Genomic DNA, 17,244 nt, shown 5'->3' with positions numbered 1-17,244 from the left:
GAACCACGACCGCAGGAGGGTGTCGGACGGCTCGATCGTCGTGCGCGAGGACCTGCGTCTCGGCGGCGCGCAGCTCCGGGCCGGGCTCGACGCCGAGCTCGGTGATGAGGTGATGGCGGGCGCGCCGGTACGCGGCGAGCGCGTCCGCCTGCCGCCCCGCCCGGTTCAGCGTCGTCATCAGCACCGCCCACGCGCGCTCCCGCAGCGGGTGCTGCTCGACAAACTCGGTGAGCGCGGGCCCGGCGGCACGCGGGTGACCGCCGCTCAGCGCAGGTCCTTGCGGAACACGACCTCGTGCCGGGTGTAGCCCATGCGCCGCTCGTAGAACGGCATCGACGTCGGGTTGTCGACGCCGGTCTCCAGCGCGATCACCGCCGCGCCGCACTCGACGGCCCACCGCTCGACCTCGGCCATCAGGGCGGACCCGACCCCGCCGCGGCGGGCCCTGCCGGCCACCGTGAGCGCGTCCACGTGGACCCGGCGGTGGGCGAGGTCGCGCTGCAGCTGCCAGTGCGCGGTCGGCAGCGGCTCCTCGACCCGCGCCACCGCCGCCCCCACGATGTCCCCGTCCAGGTCGGCGACGAGCATCAGCACCGTCGGGTCGTCCGCGTACCGCGCGTGCAGCTCCTCGTGCCACTCCACGAGACCGCCGGCCTGCGGCTCCTGCGCGGTGGCCGGGTCCAGGCCGGCGAAGAACGCGCCGCTCTCCTGCCACAGCCGCGCCCGCCCGGGGCCGTCACCCGCCCGTACCCGCCGTACCACCATCACCATCCGACCATCGTCATCGACCCGCGCCCCGGGTGTCGCCGCATTCGCCGTGAAACCCGAGGCCGGGGTCCGGTCTGGGTCCGGCCGGGGTCCGGCCGGGTTTCAGGGACGTGGCGGGCGGGCGCTGCTCTTCAGGGGCGCGGCGGGCGGGCGCCGGTCTTGAGGGACGCGGCGGGCGGGGGCAGGTCTTGAGCGCGCGGCGGCGCGGCGGCGGGCGTGGACCAGCAGCCCGGCGCCCGCCCCGCCGGCGAGCAGGAGCAGGCCCGCGACGGTCAGTGCCGCGCCCCGGTCCCGCCGGAAGTCACCGTCGACCTCGGGCAGCGAGGCCGGCGGGCCGGTCGCCGTGCCCGCCGGCAGCGCGGCCTCACCCCGGACCTCGGCCACCGCGAGGGGGAGCGCGACGGCCGCGGCCACCGTCGTCGCCGCGGGACGCCGCTTGAAGGCGTCGCCGTCGAAGCCGAGCCGGGCGAGCTGGGCCGCGGCGGGCAGCGGGCCGCCGACGCCGCCCGTGGCGACCGTGACCTGCGGGTGGATGCCGCCCCGGCCGCGGTACGTCATCGTGACCCGCAGCTCAATCCAGCGAGGGCAATGCTGGGCGTCGTCCGTCACCCGCACGCCCACCCCCGCGTTCGATCCGGTGCTCACGTCGCGGGTCCGGGTGCCGGCGCCGACGTGCACGACCTCGGTGAGGAGCCAGCCGAAGCAGAGGCCTCGGGCGGATGCCGCCCGGTCGAGCTCATCCACGGCGCGTGGCAGCGTGCCGGGGTCCGGCGCCGCGATCGGCGGGCCCGGCGGTTGCCGGAGCGTCTCCGACACCCACCGCAGCCCCTGCCCCAGCCCGATCACCGCGCCGAGACACGGCACGAGCCCGGCCGCGAACACGGCGACGACGACACCCGCGTTGCGCGCGGCGGCGCTGAAGCGGCTCATCCCGCCCCACCCAGAGCGACGACGGCGGCGGCGCGGGTCACCATGCGCCGTCCAGCTGGGCCTGATACCGCGGGTACGCCGTCGACGTGGCCTCGACGACGATGAGGGCGCCGCCGCCGGCGTCGGGCCGGATGACGACCAGGTCGGCGGAGTAGCGCAGGTAGACGCCGGTCGGGTCCACGTGCCGGGCCGCCGGGCGCCACGCCCCGGTCAGGTCCGAGGTGACCGTGCTGGGCGCCAGCCGCGTCACGTACGCGACCGCCCGGGGGCCGGGCTCGGCGCCGGGCGCCGGGGTGTAATGCCGCGCGATGTACCCGCGCGGGGAGCCGTCCCCCGCGGACACGGCCCTGCCGCCCACGGCGAACCCCGCCGCGAGCAGCACCGCCACCACGACCCAACTCCATCGACGCCAATGTCTCATCGCCATCAAGGTAGCCGCGCCGCGCTCGCCGGCCCGCACCGCGGTGGGGGAGGGGCGGGTCAGCTGAACGAGTGCCGGTAGGTCTGCGGGCTGACGCCGGTGGTGCGTTTGAAGCGCTCACGGAACGCGGTCGGCGAGCCGAAGCCGACCTCGGCGCCGATGCGCTCGACGGAGTGGCGGGTGGTCTCCAGGAGGTGCTGGGCCTGGCGGACGCGGGCGCGGTGCAGCCACTGCAGCGGGGTCAGGCCGGTCTGGTCGCGGAAGCGGCGGATCAGGGTGCGGGTGCTCATCCCGGCCTGCGCGGCGATGTCGGCGAGGGTCAGGTCGCGCCGCAGGTGCTGCTGCAGCCAGGTGAGGAGCGGCTCGAGCTCGGCGCCCTGTGGGGTCGGCGGATGGTCGTGGGCGATGAACTGCGCCTGGCCGCCCTCGCGTTCGAGCGGCACCACCGACAGCCGCGCGGCGTTCGCGGCGACCGCGGAGCCGTAGTCGCGGCGGATCAGGTGCAGGCACAGGTCCAGGCCCGCCGCCGCGCCCGCGGAGGTGAGGATCTGTCCATTGTCGACGTACAGCACGCCGGGGTCGACGTCCACCGACGGGTGCGCGGCCGCGAGGCTGTCGGCGGCGATCCAGTGCGTGGTGGCCCGCAGGCCGTCGAGCAGGCCGGCGGCGGCGAGCACGAAGCTGCCCGCGCAGATCGAGGCGATCCGGGTGCCGTTCGCCGCGGCGGTACGCAAGGCGGCACGCACCGGTGGCGTCAGCGCGGCGACCGGGTCGGCGGTGCCGGGCACGATGACCGTGTGCGCCTCGCGCAGGGTGTCGAGGCCCCACGGCGCGGTCATGGTGAACGCCCCCGCGTTGACCTGCGGGCGCTCGGCACAGACCCGGACCTCGTAGCCGGGGGCGCCGCCCGGCAGGCACGTGCGGGTGAACACCTCGATCGGGGTGGCCAGGTCGAACGGGATCACCCCGTCGAAGGCGAGCACGGCGACGGTGTGCATGCCCGGCACCGTACCGCACGGGTTGGCGAAATCCCGTCGGAAGTGGTCACGAATGCCACTGGGGCGGCCGCCACCAGGTCCCTAGCGTGAGTCGCATGCATGCGCAGATAGTCCTGTTCGACGGCTTCGACCCGTTGGACGTCATCGCACCGTACGAGGTGCTGCACGCGGGCGGCGTCGCCGCCGGCGGGGCCCTGACCGTGGCGCTCGTCTCCGCCGAAGGCCCCAGGGAGGTGGCGAGCGGCACCGGCGGCCTGGCGCTGCGGGCGACCGCGGCCCTCGACCCCTCGCGCCCGGGGCTGGTCATCGTGCCCGGCGCCGCCGGCCGCGTCGGCGACCCCGAGGAGGAGCCGTCGGACGACTCCATCCCGGTCCTGCTGGGCCGCACCCTGACCACCGACCTGCCGGGGCTGCTCAAGGCGGCGATGGACGACCCGGCCGTGACCGTCGCCTCGGTGTGCGGCGGCTCCCTGGTGCTCGCCATGGCCGGCCTGCTGGAGGGCCGCCACGCCACCACCCACCACCTCGGCCTGGACCTGCTCGACGCCACCGGCGTGCACGCCGTCCACGCGCGGGTCGTCGACGACGGCGACTTCGTCAGCGGCGCCGGCGTCACCTCCGGGCTCGACCTCGCCCTGTACCTCCTGGAGCGCGAGATCGGCCCGCGGATCGCGCACGCGGTCGAGGAGCTGTTCGCCCACGAACGGCGCGGCACCGTCTGGCGCGACGCCGGCCCTCAGCCTTCGGAGGTGGGGTGACCGTGACGGCCGAAGGCACCTGGGACCTGACCATCGCCACGCCCATCGGCAGGATCAACGCCACGACGGTGATCCGCCGCGACGGGGAGACGCTGACCGGTGTCGCCGCCGGCGAGGGCGAGGAGGTCCCCCTCACCGACGTCACCCTCGACGGCGACCGGCTCACCTGGAAGCAGGCCGTCACCAAGCCCCTGCGGCTCAACCTGGTCTTCGGCGTGACCATCGACGGCGACACCCTGTCAGGCACCGCCAAGGCGGGCCGCCTCCCCGCTTCGAAGGTCACCGGCCGCCGTCGATGACCGCCTCGACCTCGGCGTACAGGGCGGGCAGCAGCCGGGCGGCGGTGCCGCGCAGGTTGACGTCGCAGATGTCGTCCAGCGGCGTCCCGTCCGGGTTGATCTGGATGACGGTGGCGCCGGAGCGGGCGGCGACCACAGGCAGCTCGGCCGCCGGGTACACCACCCCGGACGTGCCGATGCTCAGCAGCACGTCGCAGGAGGAGGCCGCCTCGACGGCCGCCGCGAAGGCGGCCCTGGGCAGGGCCTCGCCGAACCACACGACGCCGGGCCGCACCAGCGCGCCGCACGCCGTGCACCGCGGCGGCGGGACCGGGCCGAGATCGTCGGTGATGTCGTCGTCGCCGGACGGCCCGTCGAACGGGTGACCGGCGACGCAGCGGGGCGCGAAGAGGCTGCCGTGCAGGTGCACCGGGTCTTTGGAGCCGGCCCGCTCGTGCAGGTCGTCGACGTTCTGCGTGACGACGACGGTGCCGGGCACCAGCTCCTGGAGGGCGGCGGCGGCCACGTGCCCGGCGTTGGGCTCGGCCCGGCGTACGGCGGCGCGGCGCCACTCGTACCAGCCCCAGACGAGCGCGGGGTCGGCCTCGAACGCCTCGGGGGTGGCCAGCTCATGGGCGTCGAACCGGGACCACAGGCCGGTCAGAGCGTCGCGGAAGGTCGGCACGCCGCTCTCCGCGGAGATCCCGGCCCCGGTGAACACGACGACCCGGCCGGCGGTCGCGATGCGCTCCGCGACGCCGTCCGGCAGGACTCGCTGCATGCGCGAGATCCTGCCATAGAGGCTCGTCGAGCCGGGGACATCTTACCCACCGTCGCTCCCGATGTGCAGGTAGTGATTCCGGGGCCGGTCCGGCGGTACGATCCGTCGGTATGAGGACCGCACCGCACCCGATCGATGCGGATGCCGGGATCCGGCGGGTCGACGACGCTGAGAGGTACATCGCGTCGATCTGCTTCAAGACCGGCCCACCCGCGCCCGTCGGTGTCGAGATCGAGCACATCGCCCACACCCCCGATCACCCGGCCAGGCCGCTGGACACCGCGGCGCTCGCCACCGCACTCGCCGGGCACGCCCCGCCCGCCATCGACCCCGAAGGCCCGCACCTGCCGCTGCGGCACGGCGGACGCCTCGACCTCGCCCCCGGTGGGCAGATCCGGCTCGTGGCCCGCGCGCAGCGCACGCTCGCCCGGCTGCACACCACGGTCAACGCGGAGCTCGGTCAGCTCGCCGACCTGGTCAGCCGTGGCGGCCTGCGGCTCGCCGGTGCCGGCATCGACCCGCATCGCAGCGCCCGGCGGGTCCTCTCCTCCCGCCGGCACGAGGCGATGGCCGCCTCCTTCGCCCGCCGCAGCAGCGACGGCCGCACGATGATGTGCGCCACCGCCGGGCTGCGCCCCGAGCTCCCCGCCGGTCCCGCCGGCGGCCTCGCCGACCGGTGGGCCGCCGTGCACGAGGTCGGCCCGACGCTGCTCGCCGTGTTCGCCAACTCGCCCGTGCACGCCGGCCGGGACACCGGCTGGGCGTCGACGCGGATGCGCACCTGGTATGGGATCGACCCCGGGCGGGCCGGCACGGTGCCCGTCGGCGCCGACCCCGCGCAGGCCTGGGCACGGTATGCGCTGCGGGCCCCGCTGCTCTGCGTCCGCCGGCCCATGGGCAGCTGGGCGGTGCGGCCGGGGATCACGTTCGCCGACTGGGTCAACGGTGCGCTGCCGGGGCCACCGACCTACGACGACCTCGACTACCACCTCGGCACGCTCTTCCCGCTCGTGCGGCCCCGCGGCCACCTGCAGGTCCGGTACCTGGACACGCAGCCCGGCGGCGACTGGTTCGCCCCGGTCGCGGTCCTCGCCGCGCTGCTCGCCGACCCGGCCACGATCGACACGGTCCGCGGCCTGTGCGCGCCGGCCGCGGGCCGGTGGGTCGAGGCGGCCCGCTACGGCCTGACCGACGCCGTCATCGCCCGGACCGCGCCCGCGGTCCTGGACCTGGCGCTGCGCGTCCTGGAGCGCGACGGGCTGCCCGGCGGCCTCCACGACGAGGTGGCGGGCACCGTTGAGCACCGCTTCCGCCAGGCCTGGCCCCACCTGCACTGACACATCCGGTAGACCCTGCGCGACCCGCGCGCAGGTCTACCGGATCAGGCAAGCGTCGGTGGTGGCTCCGGAAGCGGATGGGCGCCCTGCGGGCGGAGGCCGTCGAACAGGATGCCCAGGTAGCGGCGCCACAGGTCCGGCGAGGCGCCCGGCGCGTAGCCGGCGACGTAGTTCGGGGCGCACATCAGCAGGATGACGTCGGCGCCGGTCACGTCGGGGCGCAGCGCGCCGGCGGTCCGGGCCCGGTCGACCAGGTCGTGGATCACGCGGTACATCCGCTCGCGGGCGCCGGTCACCGCGGGGTCGGCGTCGCCGGCGCCGTGCAGGAACGACAGGTCACGCTGCTGGCGCTGGTGCGCGGCGGCGGTCATGAACGCCAGCAGCGCCAGGCCCGGGTCGGCCTCGTCGAGCAGGCGTTCGCCGGCGGCCGTCAGCTCGTCGACGCGGTCGAGCACGATCGCGGCGATCAGGTCGTCCTTCGTCGGGAAGTGGCGGAACACCGTGCCCTTGCCGACGCCGGCGCGCCGGGCGATGTCGGCCACCGACGCGTCCATGCCCCGCGCCGCGAACTCGTCGGCGGCCGCCGCCAGCAGCGACGCCCGGTTGCGCACGGCATCGGCGCGCACGGGCCGGCTCGAGGTCATGGCGGCCATCGTACAAGTTGACCGACCGGTCCGTTTACGTCTAGCCTCGAATCATCCGGACCGGGTGGTCCGGCTAACGCGACCGGAGGATGACATGCGGGCAGTGATCGTCGGGGACTACGGGCCGCCGGAGCGGTACACGGTCGGCGAGCTGCCGGTGCCGCGCCCCGGACCGGGTCAGCTCCTGGTCCGCGTCGCCGCCGCCTCGATCAACCCGGGCGACATCGTCATCCCGGGCGGCCAGTTCCGCGACGCGGCGCCCCTGATGTTCCCGCACGTGCCGGGCAACGACTTCGCCGGCACGGTGGCCGAGGCAGGCCCGGGCGTGACCGGCTACGCCGAGGGCGACGAGATCTTCGGCTACGCCGCACCCCGGGCGCTGCGCCCGATGCTCGGCCCGCGCCCGTCGATGAGCACCGGCTCCCTCGCCGAGTACGCAGTGGTCGAGGCGGACACGCCGTTCATCGCGCACCGCCCCGCCGGTCTGGCGGCCGAGCATGCCGCGGCGCTCGCCACCACCGGCCTGGCCGCGCGGGCACTGATGGCCACGGCCGGCGTCCGCCCCGGCGAACGGGTGCTGGTCGTCGGCGCGACCGGCGGCGTCGGCACGACACTCGTCCCGCTGCTCGCCGCGGCGGCCGCCGAGGTCGTGGCCACCGCGACCGACGAGGACGCCGCCCTGCTGCGCGACCTCGGCGCCGCAGCGACGATCGGATACGCCGAAGGCGGCTACCCGTCAGGCGTCGACGCCGCCTTCAACCTCACCCTGCCGGGCGACGCGCTGGCCGGCGTCGCCGCCACCGTCAGGCCCGGCGGGCGGCTGCTCACCATCACGTACCCGGTGCCGCGGCAGGACTGGATCGGCCGCGACGACGTCGACCTCAGGTTCGTCCTCGACATGGAAGGCGTCCACGGCGGCATGCGCGAGGTCGCGGACGCCGGCCTCCGGGCGACGATCGGGCGCCGTTACACCCTCGCCGAGGGCGCGCAGGCGTGCGTCGACTTCGCCCGCCGGCACACCACCGGCAAGCTCGTCGTCGTCATGTGACCCGTCAGGTCTTCGGCCCGGCGGCCACCCACTCGAGCCCCCAGTTGTAGGCGAGGTCGACGGCCTGGTTCCGGAACTGGCCGGGCGCCGGGATGATGTACCGCGACTCGCGCCGCACGACGAGCTCGCCGTTGACGTTCTCGATGAGGAACAGCACGCCGGCCCGCGACATGACGGTGCACTCGTCGAGGCGCATCTCGATCGGGGCGCCGTGCTGCGGGAACAGGGTGGCGACCGCGTCGAGGCCGGCGAACGAGTCGGCGCCGTCGTAGATGCTGGCGTAGACGAGGATCCGGCGGAACTTGTCGGTGTGGTCGAGGTTGATGGTGAGGTTCTCACCCGCCTCGTTGGCACCGGTGCGGTCGTCGCCGTCGAGCATGATGTACGGCGCGTCGTTGAGCTGACCGAACTGGTTGTCGAGCGGGTGGACGATGCCCTTCCGCCCGTCCACGAGCTCCCACAGGCAGCACAGGTCGAGGTCGAGGTCGGGCAGGTGCGCGGTCTTCTGCTTGCCGAAGAGGCCGCGCTTGCCGAGGGGGCGCATGCTCCAGTTGAGGTTGACCCGCAGCGAACCGGACCGGCCGCCCTGCTTGGCGAGCGACACCGTCGGCGCCTGCTTGGTGAGCGTGACCTTGCTCAGCCGCACCGGCGCGGGCGGCGCGACGGGCGGCGCCGGGGGAGCCGGCGGCGCGACGGGTGCCACGGGGGCAGGGGGCGGGGGCGGGGCGACCGGCGGGGGCACCGTCGCGGGCAGCCCGATCCGCTGCGGCTGCCCGTCGGGCCCGGTCACGGTCACCGAGGGCCACCCCTGCGTGGCAGGAGCCGGCGGCGCGGCCGGAGCCGGCGGCGCGACAGGAGGCGGCGGCGCCATCGGCAGGTTGGAGGTGGGCGGCGGGAAATTGGCCGGCTGCGCGGGAGCAGCGGGCGCGGGCGCGTCGTCGACCGAGATGCCGAAGTCGCGCGCCAGTCCAGCCAGCCCGGAGTCGTACCCCTGACCGACCGCCCGGAACTTCCACTGGCCGGCCCGCCGGTACAGCTCCCCGAAGATGAACGCGGTCTCGACCGTGGCACCGGGGCTGTCGAACCGGGCGACCTCCGCACCGCTCGTGGCGTCGAGCAGCCGGATGTGCAGCCCCGGCACCCTCCCGAACGTGCCACCATCGGCGGAGGCGGCCAGCACGATCCGCTCGATCGCGGGCTCGACCCGGCCCAGGTCGACGAGCACCGTGTCGGTGACCTGGTTCCCCGCGGTCGTCTTGCCCTCGTGCCGGACCGCGCCGGCCGGGTGCGACGGCTGGTTGTAGAACACGAAGTCGTTGTCGTCACGGACCTTGCCGCCGCCGGTCAGCAGCAGCGCGGAACCGTCCGCGTCGGGCACTCCCGGCCCGCTCTGCCATCCCAGCACGGCCCGGACCACCGGCGCGTGCACCTGCGTGTTGGCGCCCTTGAGCATCGACATAAGCCCATCCTCCGTTACTTGCAATGCGTCGTGATGAACGCATGACCAGCAGTCCCGCCTTGCGGTGAGACAGTCCCGGCCTGACCCGCGGATACGGTGCCGGGTTCACGCTTCACAGCCACCTGCCCGCGTGGGCGGGTCTTGCGGTCGGCTCCACGTGCTGCCACCGAGCCACTCCCGGCGGTGTTGAGCTGGGCCGCCAGGGCGGCAAGATTCAGTGAGGCGTTCTGGTCGCGGTCGATGACCAGGCCGCATGTGTCGCAGGTGTATACGCGCTCGTGCAGGGCGAGCTTGGCTTTCGCCGCACCGCAGCCCGAGCAGGTCTTCGAGGACGGAAACCAGCGATCAGCGACCAGCAACCGGCCACCGTTCCAGATGGTCTTGTAGGCGAGCTGGCGGCGGACTTCAGCGAACCCGGCGTCAGCGACGTGCCGCGCCAGCCGCCGGTTGGCGAGCATGCCGGTGACATTGAGGTCTTCCACCACAATCGTGCCGTGCTCGCGGGCCAGATCGGTGGTGAGTTTATGCAGGCCGTCGCGGCGCAGATTCGCCACGCGGGCGTGTGCGCGGCCGAGCCGGTCTGCGGCACGCTGCCACCGCTTCGACGGACGCCGCCCGATACGCCGGTCGGGGCCGGCTTTCCTCGACAGTGCCCGGCTCAAGGCCCTGAGGCGGGTTTGTGCGGCAGCCAGGTGGCGCGGGTTTTCTATCAGTTTGCTGGTGGACAGTACTGCAAGGTGCTTGATGCCGAGGTCAACACCGACCACAGAGCCTGGTCGGGCCGGTGCGCGCACGGCGCGTTCGACCTCGACGCAGAAAGCGACGTGCCAGCGTCCGCAATGGCAGCGTACGGTTGCGGACCTGATCCGGGCAGTACCGTTGTCGAGGCGACGGGCGAGCTTACGGGCGGACTCGTGCAATTTCAACCGGCCGAGCCGGGGCAACACCACATGCATGCGGTCCGGCTCAACCCGGATCGCCCCAGTGGTGAACCGCACCGACGGCGTGGAACGGCGGCGGGACTTGCAACGAGGAAACCCGACCGGTCGCCCAGCACGCTTGCCGGACCTGGAGTCGACCCAGTTCTTCAACGCGCGGGCGAGCGCGTCCAGGCCGGTATTGAACGCCTCCTTTGACACCTCCGGCCACCACGGCGCGATCTGGTTCTTGACGGTGTTCCATGCCTTGCGCAGTGAAGGCAATGACCACGACAAGCATTCGGTGAGCTGACTGTCCGGCACGCCGTAGGTCCGCCCTGCCGCCCGTTGGTCCATGACGGCTTTGACCCGCGACAATGCCCAGTTGTGTGCGACTCTTGCGGCCCCGGCGTGCGCGAGGATCGCCCGTTCCTGGCCCGGGGTGAGGTCGAGGGCGAACCGGTACGCCTGTAGGGTCTTCACACCGGTTCCTTGGCTGATGCCTCTGCGGCGCGGCGGGCCCAGCTGACGGTACGTCGGCCGGACAGACGGGCGCACAACGTCCACGCCGTCATGTTCACGTCTGTCACTGTAGTGGACCAACACCAGTCCTGAGGACCGCAATACCGGATTTGTCCGCCTCGTCAGAACCCCACAGTACGACGCGCACCCGGTCGTGGTGGAGAAGGCGGCCGGGCGGGGGAGGTAGATGCGCGGCGGAGTGGGCAGTGAGCGGGCATGGTGGACATGAAGCTCGAAATCGTCGTGCTGCCGGTCTCGGACGTCGACCGGGCCAAGGCGTTCTACCTCGGGATCGGCTTCCGCGAGGACGCCGACTTCACCGGTGCTGACGAGTTCCGGGTCGTGCAGGTCACCCCGCCCGGGTCGACCACGTCGATCATCTTCGGCGACCGGGTCACCGACGCGGTGCCCGGCTCGGTGCGCGGCGTGCACCTGGTCGTCGACGACGTCGTCGCGGCGCGGAAGGAGCTGGCGGCCCGCGGGGTGGACGTGAGCGAGGTGTTCCACGACGCCGGCGGCGTCTTCCATCACGCCGGCACGGAGGCGCGGGTGCTGGGGCCTGATCCGCGGCGGCAGTCGTACGCGTCGTTCGCGTCGTTCACCGACCCGGACGGCAACGGGTTCGTCCTGCAGGAGATCACCCGCCGCCTGCCGGGCCGCGTCGACCACGCGATCTTCGGCTCGGTGGGGGAGCTGGAGCACGCGCTGCGCGAGGCGGCGGCGGCGCACGGGCGGCACGAGCAGGAGATCGGCCGCGCCGACGAGAACTGGCCCGCCTGGTACGCCACGTACATGGCCGAGGCCGCAAGCCTCAGGACCTGACCGGCGTCAGGGCCGGACCAGCGCCGCGGCGAGCCCACGGCGGGCCGGCGCTCAGACGGCCCGTGAGCTCCGCCGGGCGTTGGTCAGCCGATCCCGGTACTGCTGCGCGCGCTGCTGGTTGAGGGCCAGGCCGTGCCCGGGCTCGACAGGTTCGGCGCCAGGGTGCCGCCGGGGCCGGGCGCGCCGGCGCCGTCGAAGAGCATCGACTCGATGCGCGCGTGGTCGTGGAACCATGCCAGGTGGCGCAGGTTGCTGGTGGCGGCGACATCGCGGTGCCGGGCCTTGAGGTCCGCAGGGCGATGTCGACGGCGGAGATGGCGGTGGCGGCGACACCGGGCCGGCCGATGTTGCGCACGGCCCGGTGCGTCGACTGGTAGGCGGCGGTCACGTCGAGGGCGCGGCGTCCGGTGACCACCGGGGCGAGCGTCTGCTGGGCGGCCGGCGCCGTGCAGCTGGCGCCGAACCCGGTCTGCCCGCCCGCGGTGACGGTGACCGCGTCCCAGGCGATGGTGCCGTCGGCCTCCGGGGCGTCGGTGGGCATATCTGTACACCGCCGCGGCCATCCGCTCGACGGTCACGACCGCGCCGGCTCCGCGGGCGTCTCGACGGTCACGTCCGCACCGCTCTCGCCTCGGGACGCACCGACAGCGCGTGTTCGGGCCGCTCGCCCGCCGGCACGCCACGCAGCGCGGCGTTGACCACCTCGGCGAGGTGCAGCGCGTGCCGGCCCGTGCCCGCCTCCTCGATCTGGGTGCGGCAGGAGAAGCCGTCCGCGAGGATGAGCGTGTCCGGCGCGGCCGCCCGGACCGCCGGCAGGAGGACCTGCTCACCGACGGCGAGGGAGACGTCCCGGTGCTCCGGGGTCATGCCGAAGTCCCCGGCCAGCCCGCAGCAGCCGGACGCCAGCTGCTCGACGTCCAGGCCGACCCGGCGCTGCAGCTCCACGTCGGCGTCGTGGCCGAGCACAGCGTGGTGGTGACAGTGCGTCTGGCTGATCGCGTGCGGCCGGTCGCCGTCCTCGCCGCGCAGCTCGGGCAGCGCGATGTCGTGGTCGGCGACGAGCAGCTCGGCGAGCGTCCGCGTCTGCTTGCGCAGCCGCAGCGCGTCCTGGTTGTGGCCGAGCAGCTCCAGCGTGTCACCGCGGAACACCGACGTGCAGGAGGGCTCCAGTCCGACGACCGGGACACCCGCCCGCAGCCACGGCGCGAGCGTGTCGACGGTGCGCCGCAGCACCCGGCGGGCGACGCCGAGCTGTCCGGTGGAGATCCAGGTGAGCCCGCAGCAGACCGGCCCGCGGGGCAACTCCACCCGGAAGCCGACCGCCTCCAGCGCGCCGACCGCGGCCGCGGCGATGCCCGGTGACAGGTACGTGGTGAAGGTGTCCGGCCACAGCAGCACCCTGCCGCGCAGACCGGTGCCGCCGGGCGCCCGGTTGCGCATCCACCGCTGGAAGCTGGCCCCGGCGAAGCGGGGCATGTCGCGCTGCGGGTCGATGCCGCCGAGCCGCTTGACCAGGCCGCCGAGCACGGGCGCGTGCGTGACGGCGTTGGTCAGGCCGGGCGCCAGCATCGCCAGCCGGGCCGCGACCGGCAGCCAGCCCAGCGAGTAGTGGGACCGGGGGCGCATCCGCCCGGCGTAGTGATGGGCGAGGAACTCGGCCTTGTAGGTGGCCATGTCGACGTGCATGGGGCAGTCGCGCTTGCAGCCCTTGCAGGCCAGACACAGGTCGAGGGCGTCGGCCACGGACTGCTCCCGCCAGCCGCCGGTGATCGTCTCGCCGCGCAGCATCTCGAACAGCATCCGGGACCTGCCCCGGGTGGAGTGCTCCTCGTCGCCGGTGACCTGGTAGCTGGGGCACATCACGCCCTTGTCCGGCTCCGGCCGGCGGCACGTGCCGACCCCGGCGCAGCGCAGCGCGGCGCGGGAGAAGCTGCCGCTGTCCCCCGAGTAGCGGAAGTAGGTCGCCGGCTCGGCGGGCGAGTAGCCGGCACCGAGGCGCAGCTGGCCGTCGAGCGGGTTGGCGTGCACGACCTTGCCGGGGTTCATCCGGTTGTCCGGGTCGAAGATCGCCTTGAACTCCTCGAAGGCCTGGACCACGTCCGGGCCGTACATCCTGGTCAGCAGTTCGCCGCGGGCCTGCCCGTCGCCGTGCTCGCCGGAGTACGACCCGCCGTAGCGGGAGACGAGGTCGGCGGCCTGCTCCACGAAGGCGCGGAAGTCGGCCACGCCGTCCGCGGTGACCAGGTCGAACGGGATCGACGTGTGCAGGCAGCCGTCGCCGAAGTGGCCGTACAGGCTGGCCGCGTCGTAGCCGTGGCGGTGCAGCAGCCGCTGGAAGTCGCGCAGGTAGTCGCCGAGCCGCTCCGGCGGCACGGCGGAGTCCTCCCAGCCGGGCCAGGCGTCTGGTCCGCCGCCAGGGGTGCGGGCGGTGGCGCCGAGGCCACCTTCGCGGACGGCCCACAGCTGCTCCTGGTGCTCCGGGTCGTCGAAGACCTTGACATCGACGTCGCCCAGGTCGTCGAGCATCCGGTGGATGCGGTCCCTCGCCTCCTCGACGCTGTCGGAGCCGATGTCGACCATCAGCCAGGCGGCACCGCGGCCGGTGTGGTTGGTCGGCTCGGGCAGGAGCCTCAGCGCCTCGGGGCGCATGTGTTCCTCGCCCTCGTAGCGGATCAGCTTGTCGTCGAGCCCTTCCAAGGCCATCGGGGAGTACCGGTTGATGGTGGGCACCGCGTCGGCGGCGGCGGCGATGTCGGGGAATGCCATCAGCACCAGGATGTGCTTCGGCGGCTCGGGCAGCAGCCGCAGCTGCGCGCGCAGCACCGTCACGCAGGTCGACTCGGTGCCGACCAGCGCCTGGGCGAGGTTCATGCCGTGCTCGGGCAGCAGCGCCGGCAGGTTGTAGCCGGAGATGCGCCGCGGCAGCGACGGGAAGGCGCGGATCTGCTCGGCGTACCGGTCGCGCAGGTCACGCACCGCACGGTAGATCTCGGCGCGGCGGCCACCGGCGGCGAGGATCTGCCGGTACTCCTCGTCGGAGGTCTCGCCGACCCACATCCGCTCGCCGTCGTAGGTGAGGATCTCCAGCCGCTCGACGTTGGCGGCGGTCGTGCCGCTCCACTGGGCGGTGGAGCCGCACGAGTTGTTGCCGACCATCCCGCCGATCGTGCAGTGGCTGTGCGTGGCGGGCTTCGGCCCGAAGACCAGCCCGCCGTGGTGCCGGGTGGCGGCGTTGAGCTGGTCCAGGACGAGGCCCGTCTGCACCACCGCCCGCCGGTGTCGCGGGTCGATGGACTCGATCGCGTTGAGGTGCTTGGAGAAGTCCATGACCACGGCGACGTTGCAGCACTCGCCGGCCAGGCTGGTGCCGCCGCCGCGGGACAGCACCGGCGCGCCGTACTCGCGGCAGGTGGCCACGGTGGCGACCACGTCGTCGAAGGTGCGCGGCACCACCACACCGATCGGGACCTGCCGGTAGTTGGAGGCGTCGGTGGCGTAGAGGGCGCGGGTGCCGTCGTCGAAGCGCACGCCGCCGCGGATCCGTTGCCGCAGCGCGGCGGCCAGGCCCTGAACGTCGACGTCGGCACCGCCGGCGGGCCGGGCGGCGCGGACCCGGGGCGCCGGCAGCAGGGTGGTCACCTGTCCGCCTTCAGCTGCTGGATCTTGTCCTTGAACAGGGTGGTGGCGATCGACGCCTTGTGCGGCTGGCCGTGCAGGAACGCCTGGGCGAACTTCTTCGCCTGCTCGTAGCTGACCTTGCCGGGCATCGGCGGCTCGTTCGGGTCGACGGTCACGTCGACCAGTGCCGGGCCGCGGTGGGTGAACGCCTCGACCAGGGCGGCGCGCAGGTCGCCGGACTTCTCGACGCGGGCGCCGAAGGCGCCGCACCCGTGGGCCCAGGCGGAGAAGTCCGGCTTCGGGTCGCCGAAGCGGACCCCGTGCTCGGGGTAGCCGAGCACCATCTGCTCCCACAGGATCTGGCCCAGCGCGTTGTTGTTGTTGATCACCACCTTGATCGGCAGGTTGTAGCGGCAGGCGGTGTTGAACTCGGCCATGAGCATCGCGAAGCCGCCGTCGCCCTGGTAGGCGATCACCTGCCGGTCGGGGTAGGCGTGCTGGATGGCGATCGAGTAGGGCAGGCCGGGCGCCATGGTGGCGAGGTTGCCCGACAGGTAGAACTCCCGCCCGCCGCGGATGTGCCAGTGCCGCGCCGCCCAGGTGGCGATGGTGCCGGAGTCGCAGCACAGGACCGCGTCCTCGTTCGCCAGCTCGTCCAGGCAGGACGCGAGGTACTGCGGGGCGATCGGGTCCCGTTCGCCGTTCTCCAGGGCGTGCATCTGCTCGTTCCAGTCGCGCATGAGCGTCTGGTACCGCAGCAGGTGCGACCGGTCGGCGCGGCGGGTCAGCCGGGGGATGAGGGCCTGCAGGGTGGCTTCGACGTCGCCGATGAGCGGCACGTCGGTCGGCAGGCGCATCCCGGCCCGGGTCTCCTCGATCTCGACCTGGACGACCTTGACCTTGCCCGGCTGCGGGAGATGCTTGGTGTACGGGAAGTTGGTGCCCAGCATGATGAGGGTGTCGATGTCGTCGATCAGCTCCTCGCTCGGGGCGGTGCCCAGCAGCCCGATGCCGCCGGTGGTGTAGGGCGAGTCGTCGGGGAGCACCATCTTGCCGGACAGGCTCTTGATCACTGGGGCGGCGATCGTGTCGGCCAGCCGCTCCACCAGCGGGCCCGCGCCGCGCGCGCCGATACCGACCAGGATGGCCGCCTTCGTCGAGGCGTTGATCACCTCGGCGGCGCGGGCGACGTCCTCGTCGCGTGGCCGCACCGAGCTGGGCAGGTACACCGGCGCCGTGGCCGGCGGCTGGGCGGGCACCACGTGCTGGTACGGGTCGGCGTTGGCCGGCGCCACCTGGATGTCGTTGGGGACGCACAGGTGCGCGACACCACGCCGGGCGTACGCGTGCCGGATCGCCACGTCCACCAGCGCGGGCAGCTGCTGCGGGTTGACGATCAGCTGGTTGTAGACGCTGACGTCCTCGTACATCCGGGTCAGGTCCACCTCCTGCTGGTATCCGGTGCCGAGGACCGACGTCTCCTGCATCCCGGTGATCGCCAGCACCGGCGCGTGGTCGAGTTTCGCGTCGTAGAGGCCGTTGGCGAGGTGGATACCGCCCGGCCCGGACGTGGCCAGGCACACCCCGATGCGTCCGGTCGCCTTCGCGTAGGCGGCGGCCATGAACGCGGCCGCCTCCTCGTGGTGCGTCAGGACGAAGCGCACCCGGTCGGCGTTGCGCCGCAGCCCTTCCATGATCCCGTTGATGCCGTCGCCGGGGATGCCGAAGACCGTGTCGACGCCCCAGTCGGCCAGCCGGGAGATCAGTACCTCGGAGGTGATGGTTTCCATGTGACGTTGTCCCTTCCGGTGATGGCCGGTCCGCGCCACCGGACAGCCGGGTTTGGTGGGTGGGCGCCTCGGGACCGGGGCTGACGGGGCGCGGGCCTGCCCGCACCGGCACTGCCTACCCTTCCCGCCCGAGTCGGGAGCTGACGGCACCGG

Annotated in this window: 15 protein-coding genes and 1 pseudogene; 5 read left to right on the top strand and 11 right to left on the bottom strand. The window is 73.6% G+C overall.

Annotation, left to right across the window (positions count from 1 at the left end; genetic code table 11):
• Positions 1-31: 31 nt before the first annotated feature.
• From ACFY3L_RS25195 to ACFY3L_RS25175, 5 genes and pseudogenes are all read right to left on the bottom strand, one after another.
• Positions 32-268 (bottom strand): annotated as a pseudogene (locus tag ACFY3L_RS25195) (BTAD domain-containing putative transcriptional regulator); the annotation flags it as partial.
• Positions 265-771, bottom strand: a complete 507-nt coding sequence (locus tag ACFY3L_RS25190) for a GNAT family N-acetyltransferase (protein ID WP_389328634.1) — start codon at positions 769-771, stop codon at positions 265-267. The pseudogene ACFY3L_RS25195 and the gene ACFY3L_RS25190, both read right to left, overlap by 4 nt.
• A gap of 99 nt (positions 772-870) precedes the next feature.
• Complete coding sequence (locus tag ACFY3L_RS25185) at positions 871-1,698, bottom strand: hypothetical protein (RefSeq protein WP_389328631.1); 828 nt, start codon at positions 1,696-1,698, stop codon at positions 871-873.
• A 37-nt stretch (positions 1,699-1,735) separates the two neighbouring features.
• On the bottom strand, positions 1,736-2,119 hold the full coding sequence (locus tag ACFY3L_RS25180) for a DUF4247 domain-containing protein (RefSeq protein WP_389328628.1): 384 nt from the start codon (positions 2,117-2,119) through the stop codon (positions 1,736-1,738).
• A 59-nt stretch (positions 2,120-2,178) separates the two neighbouring features.
• The gene (locus ACFY3L_RS25175; RefSeq protein WP_389328625.1) at positions 2,179-3,117 is read right to left on the bottom strand and encodes a GlxA family transcriptional regulator; all 939 of its coding nucleotides are present in this window, start codon (positions 3,115-3,117) and stop codon (positions 2,179-2,181) included.
• A gap of 95 nt (positions 3,118-3,212) precedes the next feature.
• Here ACFY3L_RS25175 and ACFY3L_RS25170 point away from each other — a divergent pair, with 95 nt between their 5' ends.
• A complete protein-coding gene (locus ACFY3L_RS25170) occupies positions 3,213-3,875 on the top strand; it encodes a DJ-1/PfpI family protein (RefSeq protein WP_389328622.1) in 663 nt (220 codons plus the stop codon).
• Between the two features lie 2 nt (positions 3,876-3,877).
• Positions 3,878-4,174, top strand: a complete 297-nt coding sequence (locus tag ACFY3L_RS25165; RefSeq protein WP_389328619.1) for a hypothetical protein — start codon at positions 3,878-3,880, stop codon at positions 4,172-4,174.
• Here ACFY3L_RS25165 and ACFY3L_RS25160 read toward each other — a convergent pair.
• Entirely contained in the window at positions 4,155-4,934 is a 780-nt protein-coding gene (locus tag ACFY3L_RS25160) for an NAD-dependent deacetylase (protein WP_389328616.1), read from the bottom strand. The genes ACFY3L_RS25165 and ACFY3L_RS25160 overlap by 20 nt on opposite strands.
• 110 nt (positions 4,935-5,044) lie before the next feature.
• On the opposite strand from ACFY3L_RS25160, the gene ACFY3L_RS25155 reads away from it, so the two are divergent.
• The gene (locus ACFY3L_RS25155; protein WP_389328613.1) at positions 5,045-6,271 is read left to right on the top strand and encodes a glutamate-cysteine ligase family protein; all 1,227 of its coding nucleotides are present in this window, start codon (positions 5,045-5,047) and stop codon (positions 6,269-6,271) included.
• 44 nt (positions 6,272-6,315) lie between these two features.
• On the opposite strand, the gene ACFY3L_RS25150 is transcribed toward ACFY3L_RS25155, so the two are convergent.
• On the bottom strand, positions 6,316-6,915 hold the full coding sequence (locus ACFY3L_RS25150) for a TetR/AcrR family transcriptional regulator (RefSeq protein ID WP_389328610.1): 600 nt from the start codon (positions 6,913-6,915) through the stop codon (positions 6,316-6,318).
• A 94-nt stretch (positions 6,916-7,009) separates the two neighbouring features.
• Between ACFY3L_RS25150 and ACFY3L_RS25145 the strand changes: the two genes are divergently transcribed.
• Positions 7,010-7,963, top strand: coding sequence for an NADP-dependent oxidoreductase (locus tag ACFY3L_RS25145; protein ID WP_389328607.1), 954 nt, complete (start codon positions 7,010-7,012; stop codon positions 7,961-7,963).
• Positions 7,964-7,967: 4 nt separating this feature from the next.
• Here ACFY3L_RS25145 and ACFY3L_RS25140 read toward each other — a convergent pair whose 3' ends face one another.
• Together ACFY3L_RS25140 and tnpB are read right to left on the bottom strand one after the other, a co-directional pair.
• On the bottom strand, positions 7,968-9,422 hold the full coding sequence (locus tag ACFY3L_RS25140) for a TerD family protein (RefSeq protein WP_389328604.1): 1,455 nt from the start codon (positions 9,420-9,422) through the stop codon (positions 7,968-7,970).
• 14 nt (positions 9,423-9,436) lie between these two features.
• Positions 9,437-10,822: an IS607 family element RNA-guided endonuclease TnpB gene (gene tnpB, locus ACFY3L_RS25135; protein WP_389328601.1), complete on the bottom strand. Its 1,386-nt coding sequence runs from the start codon at positions 10,820-10,822 to the stop codon at positions 9,437-9,439.
• A 264-nt stretch (positions 10,823-11,086) separates the two neighbouring features.
• On the opposite strand from tnpB, the gene ACFY3L_RS25130 reads away from it, so the two are divergent.
• Complete coding sequence (locus tag ACFY3L_RS25130) at positions 11,087-11,683, top strand: VOC family protein (protein WP_389328598.1); 597 nt, start codon at positions 11,087-11,089, stop codon at positions 11,681-11,683.
• A 609-nt stretch (positions 11,684-12,292) separates the two neighbouring features.
• Here ACFY3L_RS25130 and ACFY3L_RS25125 read toward each other — a convergent pair.
• Entirely contained in the window at positions 12,293-15,322 is a 3,030-nt protein-coding gene (locus ACFY3L_RS25125; protein WP_389328595.1) for an FAD-binding and (Fe-S)-binding domain-containing protein, read from the bottom strand.
• Positions 15,319-17,091, bottom strand: coding sequence for a thiamine pyrophosphate-dependent enzyme (locus ACFY3L_RS25120; protein WP_389328592.1), 1,773 nt, complete (start codon positions 17,089-17,091; stop codon positions 15,319-15,321). The genes ACFY3L_RS25125 and ACFY3L_RS25120 overlap by 4 nt, the downstream gene beginning before the upstream one ends.
• Between the last annotated feature and the right edge of the window lie 153 nt (positions 17,092-17,244).

Origin of the sequence: Dactylosporangium sp. NPDC000521 (assembly GCF_042898305.1) — a bacterium.
Classification (GTDB): Bacteria; Actinomycetota; Actinomycetes; order Mycobacteriales; family Micromonosporaceae; genus Dactylosporangium.
The sequence above is the reverse complement of the archived record's forward strand: the minus strand, read 5'-3'. Positions and strand labels throughout refer to the sequence as shown.